Raw genomic sequence first — 17648 nt, 5'->3', positions numbered from 1 at the left:
CGCTCCTCCCTGGCCCAAGCATCGCCACGGCGTTTCGTCTCCCGCCGCGCCGCCGTCAGGATCGCGCCCACACGACACGCGGAAGCCCACAGCACCCGCGGCGAACCGGGAGACGATCACGATGGCCCCCCTCAAGGTGGTGCAATGGACCACGGGCAAGGTCGGCACCTGCGCCCTGCGCGCGGTTTTCGACGATCCACGCCTCGAACTCGTCGGGCTCTACGCCCATTCGCCCGGCAAGGTCGGCGAGGATGCGGGCGCGCTGTGCCAGCTCCCGCCTTGCGGGATCGCCGCGACAGACGATGTCGCCGCGCTCATCGCGCGTGCGCCCGATGCGGTCGTCTACACGCCCTTCCTCGCCGATCTCGATCACCTGGAGCGCCTGTTGCGCGCCGGGATCAATGTCGTGAGCACCAACCTGCTCCTCAACTGCGGCGGGCTGGCCGGCGCGGTGGAGGAGCGACTGGAGGCCGCCTGCCGCGAAGGGGGAAGCTCTCTGCTCATCAGCGGGGTCAACCCGGGCTGGATCAATCAGGTCGCCGCCGGGCTCACCGCCGTGTGCCGCCGCGTCGACAGCGTCACCATCTCGGAATCGAGCGATGTCTCGAACTACGCCTCGAAGGAGACCTGGAATGCGCTGGGCATCGGCCGCGCCGAGGCCGATGCCTCGGTTCTGCAAGCCGCGCAGGGGGCCATGGTGTCCTTTCGCGATGCGGCCACGCGGTTGGCAGGCGCACTCGGCCTCGCGCTCCATGCGCTGGAGTTCGAGATCGCGCACGCCCGCGCCGCAAGGAACGTGGACCTGGGCTTCATGCAGATCCCCAAGGGCACCTTCGGCGCGCTACGTTCCGCCTGGAGCGGGCGGATCGGCGGCGCGGAGACGGTGCGCATCGAAATTGCCTGGTATCTGACGCAGGCGCTGGAGGAAGGGTGGACTTTCGATGCCGACCACTACCACGTCGCGGTGCGCGGTGAGCCCGATCTCGAGATGCGCGTGCGCTTCGTGGCCCCGGACTGGCAGGGGAGCGACTGGAGCTTCCTGACCGCGCTGCCCGCCGTCAATGCGCTGCCCCATCTCGTCGCCGCGCGCCCGGGTATCCTCGGACTCGAGGACGTGGGCCTCGTGACCGCGCCGGTCGGGGCGTGGCGCCGGGGAACTGCGCTCAAATGACCTCGTCCAAGCGCTTCTGGCCCGCCGGAAAGGTCGGGGATGTCCCCGAAGGCGGCACGCGGCTGGTGCGGATCGGCGAACCGGCGCGCCCCGTCCTGCTGTGCCGTTCGGGCGGACAGATCCACGCGATCTCGCCTTGGTGCAGCCACGCCGAACAGGAGCTTGCCTGCGGCCTCGTGCGCGAGGGCTGGATCGCCTGCCCCGCGCACGGCGCGCGGTTTGACCTTGCCAGCGGCGAACCGCTCAATCCTCCGGCCAGTGTCCCGCTTGCCACCTACCCGGTGGAGGTTGAGGGCGGCACGGTCTTCGTCGAGCTCTAGATTCGGATAAAAGGCTCGTCGCGGCGGTTGAGCGGCTCGCAGCCATTCTGCGTGACCAGCCAGAGGTCCTCGAGGTGGACATTGCCGGTCGCATCGAGGTGTAGCACCGGGCAATCGACGCTGAGCACCATGTTCGCCTCGATCAGGTGGTCGTCCTTGCGAAAGTGCAGGCTGTCGTCGGCATAGGCCTCGTCCGTGTGGAACAGGCCCACACTGTGCGCGGCGCAGGGAATCGCGATCTCGTAGCCCGCGCGCGCGACCGCTTCCTGGCCAATCCGGCGTATATCGGAATAGCGAAGGCCCGGCTTCAGGGCGTCGGCGATGGCCTCGTTGGCGCACTGCGCGGCCTCGACCATGTGCATCACCACAGGATCAGGCTCACCCACGAAGACGGTGCGGCCATAGTCGCCATGATAGCCCGCATAATGGCTGACCGCATCGATCTGGAAACTGCGCCCCTCGCGCAGCACCCCGTCGCGCTTGCGCATGGTCATGCTGTCAGTCGAGATGAACAGCGGGATCCCGCCACGCTTTCCGGTCTCGGCGAAGAAGGCGAGGCGCATGTCTTCATACGTGCTGCCCGCCCCCATCTGCTGGATCGCCGCGCGTGCCGCATCGGCGTTATTCTGCGCGGCATGACGCATGAGCTCGATCTCGCGCGGGGATTTGATCATGCGGATGCGGCGCAGGAACGGTGCCGCCGAACGATACGACAGGCGCTCGCCCAGGATCGCATCGATCATCGGGGAATCGGTGGCGATGGTTCCGTGCGTTCCGGCCAGTACGTCGCGCAGCGCGCTCGCCGCGTCGGGATAGGGCCGGTGGCGCTGCAAGGTCGCGCGCGTCGTCTCCTGGCTCAGTGCATCGAGCGTGTCGGGACTGCCACCCGGAGGCGCGGAGAGAAAGATCGGCGGCGCGGCATCGCCCTCCAGCCCATCGGGCGCCGTGAACAGGCGGATGTCGAGCGCGCCCCCGTCCACCGGCGCCTCCACATCGTGCAGATAGTGGATGAACTGGCTGGTGATGAGGGTGACGCAGGCGTGCGTGTCGGCCGGCACGATGGCAAAGGCAGCGCCCGCCTGTCCCATCGCCACGGTCTGCGGCCAGAAGCCCGTGGCCTGGTAGATGTTGGTCGGATCGCTCAGCACCAGCGCGGCGACATCGGCGGCCTCCAGGCAGCCTTGCGCGACGTCGCGGTTGAGGAGGGGCTGTAATGTCATGGCGGCCTGCTTTTCCCGAAATGTCTGTTCTGACGTTCAGATGTCTGTATCTGACGTTCAGCAAGCACAGGAGCATGCCACAGGCCAATCGCGCCAATCAGGAATCCTTGATGGCGATAAGGGGTTCTGATTTCTGCCCTTCCCGGCGCGGTGATACCAGTCGCCGCAACGGGTGGACACCAGGTGACGGCAACCCGCCACGAGGGAAGACAACAAAAACACAGAAACGGGCCGTCATCGCCGAATAACAGGGATCGTGCCGGAGCGGCCGCCCGCCCGAGGGGCAGGCGTACACGTACCGACACGGCGAAAATGGGGAATCAAGCATGACCAGCATTCTGGGGGCCCGCCGGGCACTCCTTCTGTCTTCTGTGCCTTTCGTCTATCTCGCGCTCGCCTCGGGCACAGCCCAGGCCCAGAGCGCAGCCAGCGCTCCAAGCGATGAGATCCTGGTGACCGCCCGCAAGCGCGGCGAAGACATCCTCAAGACCCCGATCTCGGTCACCGCGCTCACCTCTGAAGCGATCGAAGCGCGCGGCATTCAGTCAATCAACGACCTCTCCGACTACACCCCCAGCCTCAAGATCGTGACCAGCTCGTCGGGCCGTAACGACCGCTCGTTCCAGCAGATCATCGTGCGCGGCTTCACGCCGTCCAGTTCGCTCATCCAGACCACCTCGATGTTCATCGACGGCGTGCCGATCTCCAGCTCCACGGGCCTGCAGACCATCGCCAGCCCCGAGCGCATCGAAGTCCTTAAGGGTCCGCAGAGCGCCTACTTCGGCCGCCAGACCTTTGCCGGCGCCGTCAACGTCGTCACCAAGACCGCGCCCGATTACCTCGAAGCCAGCGTCACCGGCATGATCGGCACACGCGACAACCACGAGCTCAAGGCCTCCATCGGCGGTCCGCTGATCGAGGGCCTCGTCGGCTTCCGCGCAAGCGTCCAGGAAACCGCGCGCGGCGGCTCGTGGGAGAACCAGGGCGTTCCGGGCCAGATGCTGGGCGACCAGCGCACCCGTGCAGGCACGCTCGCCGTTGAATTCACGCCCGCCCCCAACTTCACCGCCAAGGTCTTCGGCCTCATCTCCGAGAACGACGATGGCCCCAACGCGACCGGCTTCCTCTCGGCCTACGAACTGCGCGATCCCAGCGGCGCGGTGATCGTGCCCGACAGCTCGAACTGCGCCATTGGCACGAACCGCTACTTCTGCGGCACCCTGCCCGGCCTTCCGGCAGGTACGCCCTCGACCAACACCGTCGACACGCCCTACATTCAGGACTTCCTTGCCAATCCGCAAGGGCGCGTGATCGATCCCAAGAACGGCCCGGACGGCTACGGCCTCCTGGCGCGCTTCTACCACCTGCATATGGCGCTCGACTGGGACGTGGGCAGCGGCATCACGCTCTCCTCGCTGACGGGCTACAACAACGAGCGCCGCAGCCAGCTTTCCGACCTCGACCTTTACTACAACACCACGATCCCCAATTCGTCGAACGATCCGGGCGCGCGTGATTTCTACGACTACCCCTACCTCGTTGAAGCCGTGCTGAAGGACTTCTCGCAGGAACTGCGCGCCAGCTACGATGACGGTGGCCCGTTCACCGCGACTGTCGGCGGCAGCTACCTCAACGCGACCTACCACGGCGCGGGCGGCGGCAGCCCAGGCGGGCTTGGCACCACGCGCTTCTCGATCGTGAGCGGCAAGACCCGCAACCGCACCTTCGGCGCCTTCTTCGGCTTGGGCTACGAGATCACGCCCGAGCTTTCGATCAACTTCGACGGGCGCTACCAGATCGACACGATGTACGCCTACGCCCAGCCGACCGGCATCACTATCGCGTCCGACGCCTTTGCCCCCGAAGGCTTCTACGAGGGCGGTTCGCTGCTCGCCAAGGAGACCTACCGCAACTTCACGCCGCGCGTGATCGTCAACTACGACGTCACGCCCGAGATGATGGTCTATGCCTCCTACTCGCGCGGCGTGAACCCGGCGGCCTTCAACACCGTCTTCCTGTCCAACCTCAGCGCGCAGGCGCAGCAGCTTGCCGCCGATGCGGGCCTGCGCGTGGCGGTCGAGCCCGAGACCCTCGACAACTTCGAGATCGGTGCAAAGGGCCGCCTTTTCGGCAACCGCCTGCGCTATTCGCTCGCGGCGTGGTACGGTATCTGGGACAATCAGCTCAACGCCAACGTCATCAATCTGATCGACCCGGCCAACAATCAGGTCTACAACCTGCAGGCCCAGCTCAACACCGGCAAGGTCAAGATGTACGGGCTTGAGGCCGAACTCTCGTTCGCCCTTGATGAGCACCTGACGCTGGGCGCGAACGGCTCGTACAACGACAGCGACATCCAGGAGCTGACCGCGCCGACGGTAACCGGCCTCACCGGCATCACCGACTTCAGCGGCAAGCACAACCCGCTCGCCTCACGCTACTCGGCCTCGGCCTCGGTCGATTACCGCCGCCCCGTGGGCGAGGACGTGGAAGCCTTCGCGCGCGCCGACTTCACCTACAAGTCGGGCATCTACACCAACGCCTCGAACCTGACCAAGACGCCCGACATGACCCAGGTCAACGTGCGTCTGGGCTTTGGCAACGACAGCTTCCGTCTCGAAGGCTTCGTGACCAACCTGTTCAACAACAAGGCCTATCCCAACGCGATCGACTTCGCGCTGCTGGACAGCACGTTCCAGTACCTGTCGACCAACGCCGGTGTCGCGGTGGCCCTTCGCGAACTGCGCACCTTCGGCCTGCGCAGCACGGTCAACTTCTGACCCCTCACGTGGCGGGCGTCTCCAATGGGCCGCCCGCCACGGCTTTTTTGCCATTTTCAAGCGGTTTGCCCCCGGCCGCGTGACCGTTCCCCGGATAACCGGCCCGCGCCCGAAGGCCCCGCGACCCGCCCGCCTATACTCGCGCCCCAAGGGGAAATCGCCATGCACATGCCCGACCGGGAGGGAACTGCGCCCACCGGCCCGCTTCTGGCCTGGATCACCGTTGCCACGCTGTTCCTGGCCCAGGTCATTTCGACCATCGACCGCGGCATGCTCGCGCTCGTCGTCGACCCCGTCCGCGCCGATCTCGGCATTTCCGAGATGCAGATCGCGCTTCTCCAGGGCTTTGCCTTCTCGATCTTCTACGTGACCGTGGGCCTGCCGCTCGGCGCCGTCGCCGACAGGGTCAACCGCCGCAAGCTGCTTATCGCCGGCATCGTCGTATGGAGCCTGGCCACCATCGCGGGCGGCCTTGCCGAAGGCTTCGGCGCGATGTTCGCCTCGCGCCTGTTCATCGGCGTGGGCGAAGCGGTCCTCGGCCCTTGTGCGGTCACCATGATCGGCGATATCTTCCCCCCTGAGCGGCGCGGACGCCCCATGGCGCTCTACGTCTTTGGCAGCATGATCGCCTATGGCCTGGGCTCGCTGATCAGCGGGCTCATCCTCGAGGCTGCGCCGCGCGGGGCCTTTGCGGGCCTGCCCCTCATCGGAGAGCTTGCCCCCTGGCGCCTCACCTTCATACTGGTCGGGGCGAGCGGCGCGGTCATCCTGCTGCTTCTGCTCGCGTTGCGCGAGCCGCCCCGGCGCTCCGACACACCTGTGGGCCAGGGAAAAGTGGGCACGCTTTCCTTTGCCGAGGGGCTTCGCGCGATGGCGGGCCGCGCGCGTATCTTCGTGTGCTACTATGGTGCTGTCGCCCTCTTCGCGGTCGGCGGATCGGTGTCGACGATGTGGGGCGCGGTGTTCCTCACACGCCAGTACGGCCTAGACATCGCCACGGCCGGGCAAAGCCTTGGCACCGGGCAGATCGTCTGGGCGGTCTGTGGCGCTGCGCTTGCGGGCATCGTAGTCGACAAGGTAGGCGCGCGTGGCGGGGCCGCGCTGCGTATGCGCCTCGCTGCAACGCTGACCCTGCTCGCCATCCCTTCCGCGCTTCCCGTTCTTGCCGGAAACGTCACGCTGGCGACGCTGCTGCTGGGCGCGATCATGGGCGTCATGGCGATCTACGGCACGGCCATGCTCGCCATCCTCTCCGAAATCGCCCCACCCTCGCTGCGCGGCTTCGCGGTCGCGCTCTATGCCTTCGTGATGACGCTGATCGGCGCCTCACTCGGCCCCATTGCCGTGGCCGGACTGACCGAGAATGTCTTTGCCGACCCTTCCCAGGTGGGCTGGTCAATGGCCATCGTAGGTACCGTGGCTCTCGGCCTCTCGGCACTCCTTGCCTTCACGGCTGCTTCCGCCATTGCCCGCGAACAGGAGACCCTCGCATGAGCACGATCACGCGTGCCTACGCGCCTGGCCCTTTCGGCCAGCTGCACTACCGCATCGCCCCTTATGGCGGTCCGGACACAGAGGAAAGCGGCCCGCCGCTCCTGTGCCTGCACCAGACCCCCTCGCACTCGGCCGACTGGCTTCCGATCATGGCGCCGCTGGCAAAGGGCCGCACCGTCATCGCGCTCGACACGCCCGGCTACGGCATGAGCGACGGACCCGATGCCCCCTCCACGATCGAGGACTACGCGGCCACCGCCGATGCCTTCATGGCCCGGCTGGCCCAGGACGGCGTGCTGCCCGCCGATACGCAGAGCTACGATGTCATGGGCTTTCACACCGGATCGCTCGTCGCCACCGAACTCGCACAAAGCCGCCCCGAGCGCGTGCGCCGGGTGGTCGTCTTCGGCCTGGCCGCCTACCCCGAGGATATCCGCCAGACCAAGCTCGCGAACCTGCGCGGGGCCTTTCCCGAGCCCGGCGCAGACCTTGCCCATGTCGAGAAGCTCTGGTCCATCATCGGCACCCTCTCGGACCCACGCATCACCTGGGAGGACCGCCACGTCAGCATGGCCGAATGCCTGCGACTGGGATCGCGCATGCCCTGGGGCTACATCGCGGTCTACCGCTACGACTTCCTGGGCGCGATGGCCAAGGTCAGCCAGCCGGTCTTGGTGATGAACCCCGAGGACGACCTGTGGGAAATCACCCGGCGCACGTCGCCTCTCTTTGCGAACGGCCAGCGCGTTGATATACCCGGCGTCGCCCATGGAGTGCTCAAGCTGGAAACGACACGCGTTGTGGAAACGATCACCGGCTTCCTCGATCCCTGATGCTCACCTGACCGAAAGGGCCCCGAACGCGTGAACCTGATCCAGCTCAAGCGCATGATCGCGATCTACGAAAGCGGCAGCCTGCGCAAGGCATCCAAGGAGATCGGGATCACGCAGCCCGCCCTCACTCTTTCGATCAAGCAGCTTGAGGAGGAATTCAACACCACCCTCTTCGAGCGCGGCCCCTCGGGCGTGCGCCCCACCGACATGTGCGAGAAGCTGGTGCGCCGCGCGCGCCTGATGCTGGCCGAGGAGCGCCGCATCGTCGCCGAGTTGACCGAGGCCCACCGTCATCCCCGCATCGCCATGGGCCTGCATCCGATCCTCGTCTCGGAATGGCTGACCCAGACGCTGCGCGCCTTCATCGAACAGAGCGTGCCGGTCGACCTGCGCGTGCGCGATGGCTACACCACGCAGCTCCTCGAACGCCTCTCGGCAGGCGATCTGGATTTCGCCTTCTGCGGCCTCCCCCCCGATTTTGAGGACAAGGCCTTCGACTTCGAACCGCTGTTCCGCCGAGACTACGCCATCGTCGCACGCGCCGACCATCCCGTCTTCGATGAGGCAAGCGGTGCCGATCCGCGCAGCTTCGTGTGGTCGCAACTGAGCGCATACGACACGCTCGACCCCTTCGAGACGAGCGAATTTGCCGACGCCATGGTCCGCTTCGGCTACCATCCGGATTGCCGCACGGTGCGCGTCTCCTCCGCAGCCCTGCACCGCTCACTGATCCTCGATGGCGGGATGCTGGGGATGATCGGCTGCGACGCGGTGGAAAGCGAACTGGAAGACGGCGCGCTGCGCAGGGTGGGCGGATCGGCTATTCCCGCCCCCGCCTTCGGCTTCGTAACCCTGAAGGACCGCTACGAAACCCGTATGGTGCGCCAGCTCAAGGCCGTGATCCGCCGGTCCTGCGAGGGTTAGGAAAAAAGAGATATCCGAGGGCTAACGCTCTCGGGCTCCCCAAACCGGCGACCTCACCATTCTCGGCCACGGTAGCGCGAGAGCCCTGAGGTCGCCAATTCCGGGGTCAAGGGGCGATGTGGCCCCTTGAAAAATCCTTCCTAGCGGAACGTGGACAGGAAGCCCTCCAGCACCCGCGCGGTTCCTTCCGGGTTGTCCTGCATGACGAACGCGCCGGCCTTCTCGACCACCTCGGTCCGCCCATCCTGCAGCGCGGCCTCGGCCGTGGCGCGGAACTTGATGTAGGCCTTGTCGAATTCGCCGTAGACCATGAGCGTGGGCACCGGGATACGCGGTATGGTGCCCTCGATGTCGGTGATCGCAACGCCGCGTTCGCTCGGCTGGATCCAGTGCCCGGCGGCCTTGCGGCTGAGGATGCCTTCGCGGTTGATCGACCCTGTGTTCACAATTCCGAAGATCTGCGTCAGCAGTTCGGGCGGCGTGGGCACCGGGTCGCCGTTGGCATCGAAGAGGTCCTTCTGACCTTCATCGACAATGGCGTGGATCTGCTCGAGCGAGCGCTTGGAGCCCAGCGCGCAGGAAACCAGCGCGAGCGAGCGCACCCGCTCGGGCCAGAACGCGGCGAGCGGCACGGCCAGGCACCCACCCAGCGACGTGCCGATGAGGTCGACCGTGTCGAAACCCATCTCGTCGAACGCCCCCACGAGAAGCGCGGCGGTCTCACCCAACGTCTGGATATAGGGCGGCGCGCCGTCCCAGCGCGAGCCGCCATGGCCGGGAAGGTCGAAGGCGATGACCTGGCGGCCTTTGGCGAGCAGCGGGGCGACATGGCGCCAGTCCGACAGCCAGCCGCCCAGCTTGTGCAGCAGGACCACCGGCGGAACACCCGGCACGGCCTCGCCCAACACCGCGTAATGCAGGACGCCGCCAGCGCGGCGCAAGGTGCCCGTGCGCGTCCACTCCCCCGGGAACGGCAGGTCTGGTGTTGCCCGCGCGGCGGCCGCGCCCGTCGCGGCGGACACGGCGCGGGTTCCGGCAAGCGCAGATACGGCGGCCAGAAGGCCTGCGCCCCGGCCCAAGTTTCGACGGCTGATCATGGCTGCTTCACTCCCCTTTGAAATGCATCCTTCGAAGGGCCATCAGGCCCACATGCGTGGCTCTCGGCCCAGCGCAGGATCGGCCACGAAGGCGTTTTCCGGCACCGGCAGCCCCAGGTTCTCCCGCAAGGTCCCGCCTTCGTACTCGGTGCGGAACAGCCCCCGGCGCTGCAGGATCGGAATGACCTCGTCAACGAAGTCTTCCAGCCCGCCCGGCAGGTAGTTGGGCGAAAGCGAAAAGCCGTCCGCGCCCCTCTTGTGGAACCAGTCCTCGCACAGGTCCGCCACCTGCTCCGGTGTGCCCGCAAACGAGAAGCTCGCGCGCGAGACCACCACGCGGCGTGCCAGCACGCCGATCGGCAGGTCCTCCTCGCGAGCCATACGCATGATCGATTCCTGCACCCACTTGCCCCCGTTTGTCTCCGGGATCTCGGGCAGGCAATCATCAGGCGAGAGATGCGAAAGGTCGACGCCCAGCTGGAGCGAGAGCGTGCGCAGCGCCAGCGCCTCGGGCACGAGGTCGAGCAGCTCGGCCTCTGCGCGGCGCGCCTCTTCTTCGGTGGAGCGTACGAGGAACTGGACAGACGGGATCACCTTTACGTGATCGGGGTTGCGCCCGAAGAGGGCGGCCCGCCGTTTCATGTCGGTGTAGAATTCACGCGCCACCTCGAGCGAACGGGCGGCGGTGAAGATGAGATCGGCGGTGCGCGCAGCGAGCGCACGGCCCGCCTCCGATCCGCCTGCCTGGACGATGATCGGGTGCCCCTGCGGCGGACGCGCGACGTTGAGAGGCCCGGCCACCTTGAAGAACTCGCCCTCGTGCGCGAGTTCGTGGACCTTGTCGGGATCGAAGTAGCGCGCATTTGCCCGGTCGCGCAGCAGCGCGCCGTCTTCCCAGCTGTCCCACAGGTTCTTCACGACATCGACGAATTCCTCCGCGCGCGCATAGCGCCCGGCATGATCCATGTTCGCATCGCGCCCAAAATTGCGCGCCTCGCCATCGCTGGCCGAGGTCACCACGTTCCAGCCCGCGCGCCCCTTCGACAGGTGATCGAGCGAGGCGTAGCGGCGTGCGATGTTGTAGGGCTCGTTGTAGGTGGTTGAGGCCGTCGCAATGAGGCCGATGTTCTGCGTCACCACCGCCAGCGCGCCCAAGAGCGTGGTCGGCTCCAGCTTGCCCGCATAGTCCGTCGCGGCAAAGGCCTCCTTACCCGAGATCGAGGGAAAACCGACACTGTCGCCCGAAAAATAGCAGTGCATCTTGCCGCGCTCGGCGGTCTGGGCGAGGTGCGCGTAATGTGCAAAGTCGTGCTGGTCGACCGCAGGCGCGCCCGGCCAGCGCCAGCCGCCTGGATGCGCGCCGCTGTTGTGGATGAAGGTCGCCAGGATCATCTGGCGCTGTGTTTCGGACATGAGCAGGTTCTCCGGATCGGTCAGGCGTGGCTGGCGCGGATGACGCGCGCCAGTTCGCTGTCGGGTTCAGCCCGGGCGTAGGCGCGCCAGGCAAGCAGGAAGCACAGGCTCGCCAGCGCAAGCGCGGGCAGAACGACGATGGCAAAGGAGGCCGCAATGCGCGCCTCATCGCCCAGCACGCTCTGCGAGACGAAGGCGATCAGAAACGGCCCGCCTGCGCCTGCCGGAAGCGCGGCAACGACACTGAGCAGTGCATAGGAAAAACCGCGCATGTCGTTGGGCGCGATCTCCTGCACGGTGGCGTTCATTGCGACATTGAGCATGGGCGTCGCAAGGCTGATGGCGGCGAGACACACGATGGCCGGGACAAGCCCCGACGCCAGTCCGGCAACGCCCGCAGGCAGCGCAAGGACAGGAAGCGCGGCCATGACCAGGATGCGCCCGCCTTTGCCAGCGCCGAGACGCGAATCCGCAATGAGCCCACCCAGGAAATAGCCGCCCAGTCCGGCGATGAGCATGCCCAGGCCCAGCAAGTTCGCGATCTCAGGGAGGGTGAGCGCAAACGTGCGCATGAGCAGCGGCGCGGTCCACGCGCTCACGCCCACGAAGGCGACATAGTAAAGGCAGAACCCCGAAAAGAGGGGTACGACGACAGCGCGCTGGCGCCACAGATAGGCCAGTTTCTCAGCGGCGCGCGAAGGCTTGGCCGAAACGACGGCGTGGCCCCGGCGTGCCGGCTCATGCACCGCGAAGAAGAGCAGGCCCACCACCGGGCCGACCAACCCGCACAGGAGAAAAGCCGTGCGCCAGGGGACCAGTTCCCCAAACCCAGGCACGGACACGTGCAGATCCGCCGCGACAATGTAGCCAGGAATAACCGAGGACAACGCCGTGCCGATGGTCGCGCCGATGAGGTAGGCGCTGATCGCACGACCGCGTCGGGCCGGGGGAAACATATCGGCAATGAGAGAAAGCGCGGCGGGCGCGACCGCCGCTTCGCCCAGGCCGACGAGGGCGCGCAGGACGAAGAAGGCCTCGAAGTTGGGAGCAAGCCCGCCCAGCGCTGTAGAGACACTCCAGACGATTATCGCCCAGCCCAGCACGTTCTTGCGCACCCTGGCGTCGATCAGCGAGCCCAGCCACAGGCCGCAGATCCCGCTCAGCAGCGAATAGGCCAGCCCCATGAGGAGACCCATCTGGATATCGTCGATACCCAGGTCCGCCTTGATCGGCTCGGCCAGCACGCCGACGATCGCCTTGTCGATACTGTAGAAGTTGGCAGCCAGGAACAGGAGCAGCATCGGAAAAAGGCTGCGCCGCAGCGGCGGATAGGCGCTTTCCGGCACCGTTGGGAAGGCCTCAGTCGACACGCACGGTCCGCCCGTCGATGCAGGCCAGCAGGCGCCCGTCGGCATCGTTCAGGATCTCGACCCGCTCGCCGTCGAGGTAGATGATGTCCTCGAAATGGAACTTGCCGATCCCCGGCCCGATCCAGGGCAGGTCACAGCTCAGCACCATGTTGTCGACCAGTTCGAAGGCGTGCATGCCCCCTCCCGGATGCGGGTGGTCGGTGTGTTCCAGGCCCACTGAATGGAGCCCCGCTGCCTTGAAGTCGGAATTGCCATGGTCCTTGATGCATTCGACGACCGCCTTCTCGACGTCGGTCGAAAGCGCGCCGGGGCGAAAATGGGGCAGCGACGCACGCCAGCCCAGCCGGGTCGCATTGTAGCGCTTGAGCTGTTCGGGATTGGGTTCACCGATCACCGCTGTGCGCCCGATGTCGCTGGTGTAGTGGTCGAACTCGGCGGTGGCATCGAAGGTCACCATGTCGCCCGGCAACAGCGGCGCGTTCTTGGGCAAGCGCCCGAAGGCGGGGCGGTAGGGGGTGATGAGAAGAAACACCGGGCGCCCTCCGGCCAGCGCGGCAGCCGACCAGAAGACGCGTTCCGCTTCCGCGCACGAGGCCCCTGCGGCCACCGCCTCCGCGGCGACTTCCAGCGCCAGCTCGGTCTTGCGAGCCGCCGCGCGCATGCGGGCCATCTCGGCCGGGGTCTTGACCATGCGCATGTCCCGCAGGAGATCGCGCGCCGGGCAAACCTCGATCGTACCGCCCAGCAGCGCCTGGACGTCGAGGCCAAGGCCCCGGTCCTCGAAGGCAACGCGCGCCCGGTCGAGACCCATCTCGCGCAAGTACTGCGCGACCGCCTCCTGGTGGTTCTGGGGCAGTCCTTCGGCGCTCAGCACCCCTTGCACGCCGCCCGCGCCAATACCGGGCTTGCGCGCATAGCCGCGCACTGCCATCCAGGTGCCCTGCCCCTGCTGGGGCTGCCCCATGTCGACCTCCACCGTCAGTACCGCGGCGTCGCGCGCATGGTCGCGCGGCAGGATCGCCAGCGCCAGATCGCCAAAGCCCCAGCTGGCATCGGTCGCCCAGCTTGAAAGATAGAAGGTGTTGATGGGCGTGGACGCCACAACCACGTCGATGCCGTCAGAGTCCATCAGCGTGTCGGCGCGGGGGCGGTTTATCAACATCGGCAGGTCGGGCTCCACAAGGCACGAAAATCGAGAGCCAAGGGGTACCAAGCCCCTGCCATTGATCGAAATCAAATACGCTTATCGCCTCCATGGATTCCTGATTGGCATCGCTTGCGTGTCCGTGCTTGTTGGAATGCCGACGCAGGCCCTGCCGCAGGTTCGACCGGCCCTTTCGCGCAGCGCCCTTTCACTTTCGGTCACTTTCGCGATTTTTGGGATACTCGACGATGAAACTGCTCGCCTTCCTGATGCAGACCGGCGGACATATCGCTGGCTGGCGCCATCCCCGTGCGGCCGAGCGGGCACTGTGCGACATCGACTATTTCCGTGAACTGGGACAGACCGCCGAGCGCGGCCTGTTCGATGGCGTATTCCTTGCCGATTACGTGGGCTATCACCCGGTCAAGAGCGCGGAGATCTTCGCGGGCACGGAAAGCCCCAAGCTCGATCCGCTTGCCGTCCTCTCGACCATCGCGGCGGCGACGGACACGATCGGCCTCATCGGCACGGCCTCGACCACCTATAGCCAGCCCTATGACCTGGCGCGCCGTTTCGCCTCGCTCGACCACTTGTCCAAAGGGCGCGCAGGCTGGAACATTGTCACCTCCACCATGGAAAACGAGGCGCACAACTACGGCCGCGAAGCACATATGGGCCATTCCGAACGCTATGCGCGGGCCGAGGAATTCGTCGCGGTTGCCCGCCGGTTATGGGACAGCTGGGAGGAGGGCGCCTACCTTGCCGACAAGGACAGCGGGCGTTGCACCGACCCGGCCCGCATTTCGGCGGTGAACCACGCAGGCGAACACTTCCGCGTGGCTGGCCCGCTGACCGTGCCGCGCAGCCCCCAGGGCCATCCCGTGCTGGTCCAGGCCGGCGCCTCGGCGACCGGACAGCGCTTCGCCGCCGGGCATGCCGAGGTGATCTTCACCTCGCACCCCACCATCGCCACTGCCAAGGCCTTCCGCTGCGCTATGCACGCGCAGCTCGCCGAATTCGGACGCAGCGCCGAAAGCCTCAAGGTCATGCCCGCGATCACCCCGATCCTGGGCGCCAGCCGCGCCGAAGCGCTGGACCTCCAGCGCGAGCTCGACACGCTCATCCCGACGCAGGTGGCGCTCTCCAAGCTGGAGGCCCTGCTCGGCAACATCGATCTGTCCGGCCACGATCCCGATGGCCCGCTTCCCCCACTCCCCGAGGCCGCGCTTGCCGGGCAGAACTCCACCCGCGACCGGGTCCTCGAGCTCGCCGCGCGCGAGCCGCTCTCCTTGCGTGAACTGGCTCGCCGCGTGGCCGGGGGACGCACCAGCCACAGCGTCGTGGGCACCGCCTGTGACATTGCCGAGACCCTGATTGCCTGGGAGCGCGAGGGCGCGGCCGACGGCTTCGTCATATCCCCCCCGGTCCTTCCCACAGGGCTCAGCGACTTCGTCGACGAGGTCGTGCCCATCCTCCAGGAGCGCGGACACTTCCGCCAGGCCTACGAGGGATCGAGCTTGCGCGAGAACCTGGGGCTGGCCGTACCGGAGAACAGCTTCACGCGCGATCCGCACAGCCGCATGGCGCCGGAGATCTTCTAGAGGGCAAAGCTCCGCACCTCCTGCGCGCAGTTTGCGCTACACAAAATGCAGATTACTCTCCGGCCCGAGTGGGAACTTTTTCGCCACCAGCGCGGCCCCTGATCCTGAGAAGGCGCCGCGAACCGCATTCAGGCACGGCCGTGTCGCCAATGCCGCCCATAAGCCCGAAATTGCGAAGCGAACTCCACGACAGACCCACGACGTTATTTTGTCCAATTCAGGACATCGATGCGCGCGCCGATCACACAAGTGGCCCGAAACGGTCATCCCCCCTGCCTGCCACACCGCTCCGACGCTACCTCCTTAAATAGCGCGGAAAAGTTGATAATGCAGAGAATGACCTGTTTGCGCGCCACGCTCTAGCTGGGCGACATGGGCCGTCGCCGAGGACGCCCAGGGGATGAAGTGAGGATACAAGGGGCCATCGCCCTTAGGTATAGCCTTTTACCTTGCACCGGCCCCTTCAGGCAGCGGCTGCACGACCGGCTCCGAGACATAGCGGATCGTCGGCTCCTCGGGCGCTGCAATGGCCGCGGGCGCGGCAGGCTCGGGCACCTCGGGGGTCTGGATCAGTTCGGGGGTGTCCTGGGGCTCGCTCCCGGCAGTCGGCATCATGCGGCCGTAGACCGGCACGACATCGGGCGTGATCCGCCCGTGCAACGCCTCGATCTCGGCCTCGCGCTGGCGCAGGTAAAGCTCGCGGTAGGTCGCATAGGGGTTGTCGGTGTCGCGGATGCGGTTGATCTCGTCGTCAAAGGCGGCGCGTTCGCCCAGCTGCGCCAGCGTGATCATCGGGATCGCCACTTCGGGCTTGGTGAAGGGCTTGCCCAGCATCGCGGGCGAGGCCAGCCGGTCGATTGAATCGCCGATGAGGTCGCGCACTGTCGTCGGGCCGATGATCGGCAGGTACATGTAGGGCCCCGGCCCCACGCCATAGTAGCCCAGCACGTTGGCAACCCCATTGGGCCGGTAAGGCAGGTTGAAGGGCTTGCCCTTGGCCACGTCGATGATCCCTGCGAGGCCCAGCGTCGAATTGATGAGGAAGCGCCCGGCCGTCTCCAGCGCCTTGCCCGGCTTGAGCTGGAGCATGTAGGCCGCGAAGACCACCGGCTCCTGGAGGTTGGAGAAGACATTGCGCAGGCCTTCGCGCACCGGATGCGGGATGCCCTTGTTGTAGGCCTTGGCGACCGGCTCGACGACCGCCTTGTCGACCGACTGCACGACCTCGAACGAGGTTTCGTTGATCGCCTCGAGCGGATCGCCCGGAGGCGCTCCGGGCCGGCGGGTCACGATGATTTCCGACCCCTGCAGGCTCTGATCGGCCGTTTCGACATCATCTGCGGGAGTTTCGACTCCCACCGTCTCGGGCGTGGTGAGAGGTGTCTGGCCGGCTTGCGGCGAAGCCTCCTGCGCGGCCGGGACAGCGGTGTCCTCGGGACCCTGCGCGACCGCCTGGGGGATGGCGGAGCCGATCATCAACGCGGCGGCAGCGGCCGTCAGGCTCATGGGTATTGTCCTTGTCTGGCGGCACATGCCCGCATTCGCAAAGCGATGGGCCGGATAATCAGGCTACGGCTTCAGGTAGGGAGAAGCGTAGCACACATGGGGGAAGTGCCTACCCGGCTATGCGTGAAGACACCTTTCGTCAATTGCCCGGGTCAAGTGAGACGACGTTCCCGGCACGGTCTGTCGATTTCACGCAACACAGGCCAATGGCCCAGTAAGGTGCGCGCGGCAACCTTGTAACTTGCGCCTCCCGTCTTGCCGCTCGCCCCGCGCAATCTTTTCAAGTGCACACACAGTTAAGGGGCAGCACCGATTGCAGATTGATGCCATAAGTCCAGTTCCCGATACGAAATACACCTAGTGGATTGATCGGAACAGATGATTCCGTTTTCGGGATTCCCTTGAACGGGGGGACATGCGAAGATGGCGCATGCGAACGGGCATCCAGATTGAGGTTACAGGACCGGACACCAAGCGGCTCGAAGCGATTGTCGCAGCGCGTAGTTCTCCTCAAAAGCATGTTTGGCGGGCGCGGATCATTCTGCTGACGGCTCAAGGGCTAGGAACGCAGGCGATCATGGAGGCGACTGGCAAATCCAAGCCGTGCGTGTGGCGCTGGCAGGAACGGTACATGGCCGAAGGCGTGGATGGGCTGCTGCGCGACAAGACCCGACCTCCGGGGATCGCGCCTCTCGATGCGGCTTTGGTCGACAAGGTCGTTGCGCTGACGCTGGAACCACCCAGCCATGAGGCCACCCATTGGACGGTGCGGGCG

General features: G+C 66.2%; 14 protein-coding genes. 8 read left to right on the top strand and 6 right to left on the bottom strand.

The genetic code is table 11. The annotated features are described in order from the left end of the window. The first annotated feature begins 121 nt into the window (after positions 1 to 121). Positions 122 to 1171, top strand: a complete 1050-nt coding sequence (locus FMM79_RS09255; RefSeq protein ID WP_148627224.1) for a hypothetical protein — start codon at positions 122 to 124, stop codon at positions 1169 to 1171. Continuing rightward, complete coding sequence (locus FMM79_RS09250; RefSeq protein ID WP_148627223.1) at positions 1168 to 1491, top strand: non-heme iron oxygenase ferredoxin subunit; 324 nt, start codon at positions 1168 to 1170, stop codon at positions 1489 to 1491. The genes FMM79_RS09255 and FMM79_RS09250 overlap by 4 nt, the downstream gene beginning before the upstream one ends. Here the strand turns inward: FMM79_RS09250 and FMM79_RS09245 are convergent. Next, positions 1488 to 2711: a Xaa-Pro peptidase family protein gene (locus FMM79_RS09245; protein WP_148627222.1), complete on the bottom strand. Its 1224-nt coding sequence runs from the start codon at positions 2709 to 2711 to the stop codon at positions 1488 to 1490. The two genes, FMM79_RS09250 and FMM79_RS09245, sit on opposite strands and share 4 nt — an antisense overlap. A gap of 326 nt (positions 2712 to 3037) precedes the next feature. Between FMM79_RS09245 and FMM79_RS09240 the strand changes: the two genes are divergently transcribed. From FMM79_RS09240 to FMM79_RS09225, 4 genes are all read left to right on the top strand, one after another. Further along, complete coding sequence (locus FMM79_RS09240; protein WP_148627221.1) at positions 3038 to 5491, top strand: TonB-dependent receptor; 2454 nt, start codon at positions 3038 to 3040, stop codon at positions 5489 to 5491. A gap of 162 nt (positions 5492 to 5653) precedes the next feature. After that, the gene (locus tag FMM79_RS09235) at positions 5654 to 6985 is read left to right on the top strand and encodes an MFS transporter (RefSeq protein ID WP_162528470.1); all 1332 of its coding nucleotides are present in this window, start codon (positions 5654 to 5656) and stop codon (positions 6983 to 6985) included. Further along, complete coding sequence (locus tag FMM79_RS09230; RefSeq protein WP_148627219.1) at positions 6982 to 7818, top strand: alpha/beta fold hydrolase; 837 nt, start codon at positions 6982 to 6984, stop codon at positions 7816 to 7818. The genes FMM79_RS09235 and FMM79_RS09230 overlap by 4 nt, the downstream gene beginning before the upstream one ends. A 30-nt stretch (positions 7819 to 7848) precedes the next feature. Further along, a complete protein-coding gene (locus FMM79_RS09225) occupies positions 7849 to 8742 on the top strand; it encodes a LysR family transcriptional regulator (protein WP_148627218.1) in 894 nt (297 codons plus the stop codon). A 140-nt stretch (positions 8743 to 8882) separates the two neighbouring features. On the opposite strand, the gene FMM79_RS09220 is transcribed toward FMM79_RS09225, so the two are convergent. Genes FMM79_RS09220 through FMM79_RS09205 form a run of 4 tightly spaced genes read right to left on the bottom strand, consistent with a single transcriptional unit; the run spans position 8883 to position 13784 of the window. Beyond that, complete coding sequence (locus FMM79_RS09220) at positions 8883 to 9839, bottom strand: alpha/beta fold hydrolase (RefSeq protein WP_148627217.1); 957 nt, start codon at positions 9837 to 9839, stop codon at positions 8883 to 8885. A 42-nt stretch (positions 9840 to 9881) separates the two neighbouring features. Continuing rightward, on the bottom strand, positions 9882 to 11252 hold the full coding sequence (locus FMM79_RS09215; RefSeq protein WP_148627216.1) for an LLM class flavin-dependent oxidoreductase: 1371 nt from the start codon (positions 11250 to 11252) through the stop codon (positions 9882 to 9884). 20 nt (positions 11253 to 11272) lie between these two features. Next, positions 11273 to 12622: an MFS transporter gene (locus FMM79_RS09210; RefSeq protein WP_162528469.1), complete on the bottom strand. Its 1350-nt coding sequence runs from the start codon at positions 12620 to 12622 to the stop codon at positions 11273 to 11275. Then, on the bottom strand, positions 12612 to 13784 hold the full coding sequence (locus FMM79_RS09205; protein ID WP_148627214.1) for a M24 family metallopeptidase: 1173 nt from the start codon (positions 13782 to 13784) through the stop codon (positions 12612 to 12614). The genes FMM79_RS09210 and FMM79_RS09205 overlap by 11 nt, the downstream gene beginning before the upstream one ends. 230 nt (positions 13785 to 14014) lie before the next feature. Here FMM79_RS09205 and FMM79_RS09200 point away from each other — a divergent pair, with 230 nt between their 5' ends. Continuing rightward, positions 14015 to 15367 (top strand): LLM class flavin-dependent oxidoreductase, encoded by a 1353-nt coding sequence (locus tag FMM79_RS09200; protein ID WP_148627213.1) that lies wholly within the window; start codon positions 14015 to 14017, stop codon positions 15365 to 15367. 444 nt (positions 15368 to 15811) lie between these two features. Here FMM79_RS09200 and FMM79_RS09195 read toward each other — a convergent pair whose 3' ends face one another. After that, positions 15812 to 16873, bottom strand: coding sequence for a VacJ family lipoprotein (locus FMM79_RS09195; protein WP_148627212.1), 1062 nt, complete (start codon positions 16871 to 16873; stop codon positions 15812 to 15814). A 430-nt stretch (positions 16874 to 17303) separates the two neighbouring features. On the opposite strand from FMM79_RS09195, the gene FMM79_RS09190 reads away from it, so the two are divergent. After that, the coding region (locus FMM79_RS09190; RefSeq protein WP_148627151.1) for a helix-turn-helix domain-containing protein at positions 17304 to 17648 on the top strand (345 nt) is incomplete at its 3' end.

The sequence above is a fragment of the Novosphingobium sp. BW1 genome, assembly GCF_008107685.1.
In the GTDB taxonomy this organism is placed as follows: domain Bacteria; phylum Pseudomonadota; class Alphaproteobacteria; order Sphingomonadales; family Sphingomonadaceae; genus Novosphingobium.
Note: the sequence above shows the minus strand (reverse complement) of the source record. Positions and strands in the feature narration are given on the sequence as shown.

Bases quoted from the DNA above. Each gene is read 5' to 3' on its own strand.
- FMM79_RS09215 (WP_148627216.1), bottom strand. From the start codon at position 11,252: ATGTCCGAAACACAGCGCCAGATGATCCTGGCGACCTTCATCCACAAC.
- FMM79_RS09235 (WP_162528470.1), top strand. From the start codon at position 5,654: ATGCACATGCCCGACCGGGAGGGAACTGCGCCCACCGGCCCGCTTCTG.
- FMM79_RS09245 (WP_148627222.1), bottom strand. From the start codon at position 2,711: ATGACATTACAGCCCCTCCTCAACCGCGACGTCGCGCAAGGCTGCCTG.
- FMM79_RS09230 (WP_148627219.1), top strand. From the start codon at position 6,982: ATGAGCACGATCACGCGTGCCTACGCGCCTGGCCCTTTCGGCCAGCTG.
- FMM79_RS09200 (WP_148627213.1), top strand. From the start codon at position 14,015: ATGAAACTGCTCGCCTTCCTGATGCAGACCGGCGGACATATCGCTGGC.
- FMM79_RS09205 (WP_148627214.1), bottom strand. From the start codon at position 13,784: ATGTTGATAAACCGCCCCCGCGCCGACACGCTGATGGACTCTGACGGC.
- FMM79_RS09240 (WP_148627221.1), top strand. From the start codon at position 3,038: ATGACCAGCATTCTGGGGGCCCGCCGGGCACTCCTTCTGTCTTCTGTG.
- FMM79_RS09220 (WP_148627217.1), bottom strand. From the start codon at position 9,839: ATGATCAGCCGTCGAAACTTGGGCCGGGGCGCAGGCCTTCTGGCCGCC.
- FMM79_RS09250 (WP_148627223.1), top strand. From the start codon at position 1,168: ATGACCTCGTCCAAGCGCTTCTGGCCCGCCGGAAAGGTCGGGGATGTC.
- FMM79_RS09255 (WP_148627224.1), top strand. From the start codon at position 122: ATGGCCCCCCTCAAGGTGGTGCAATGGACCACGGGCAAGGTCGGCACC.
- FMM79_RS09195 (WP_148627212.1), bottom strand. From the start codon at position 16,873: ATGAGCCTGACGGCCGCTGCCGCCGCGTTGATGATCGGCTCCGCCATC.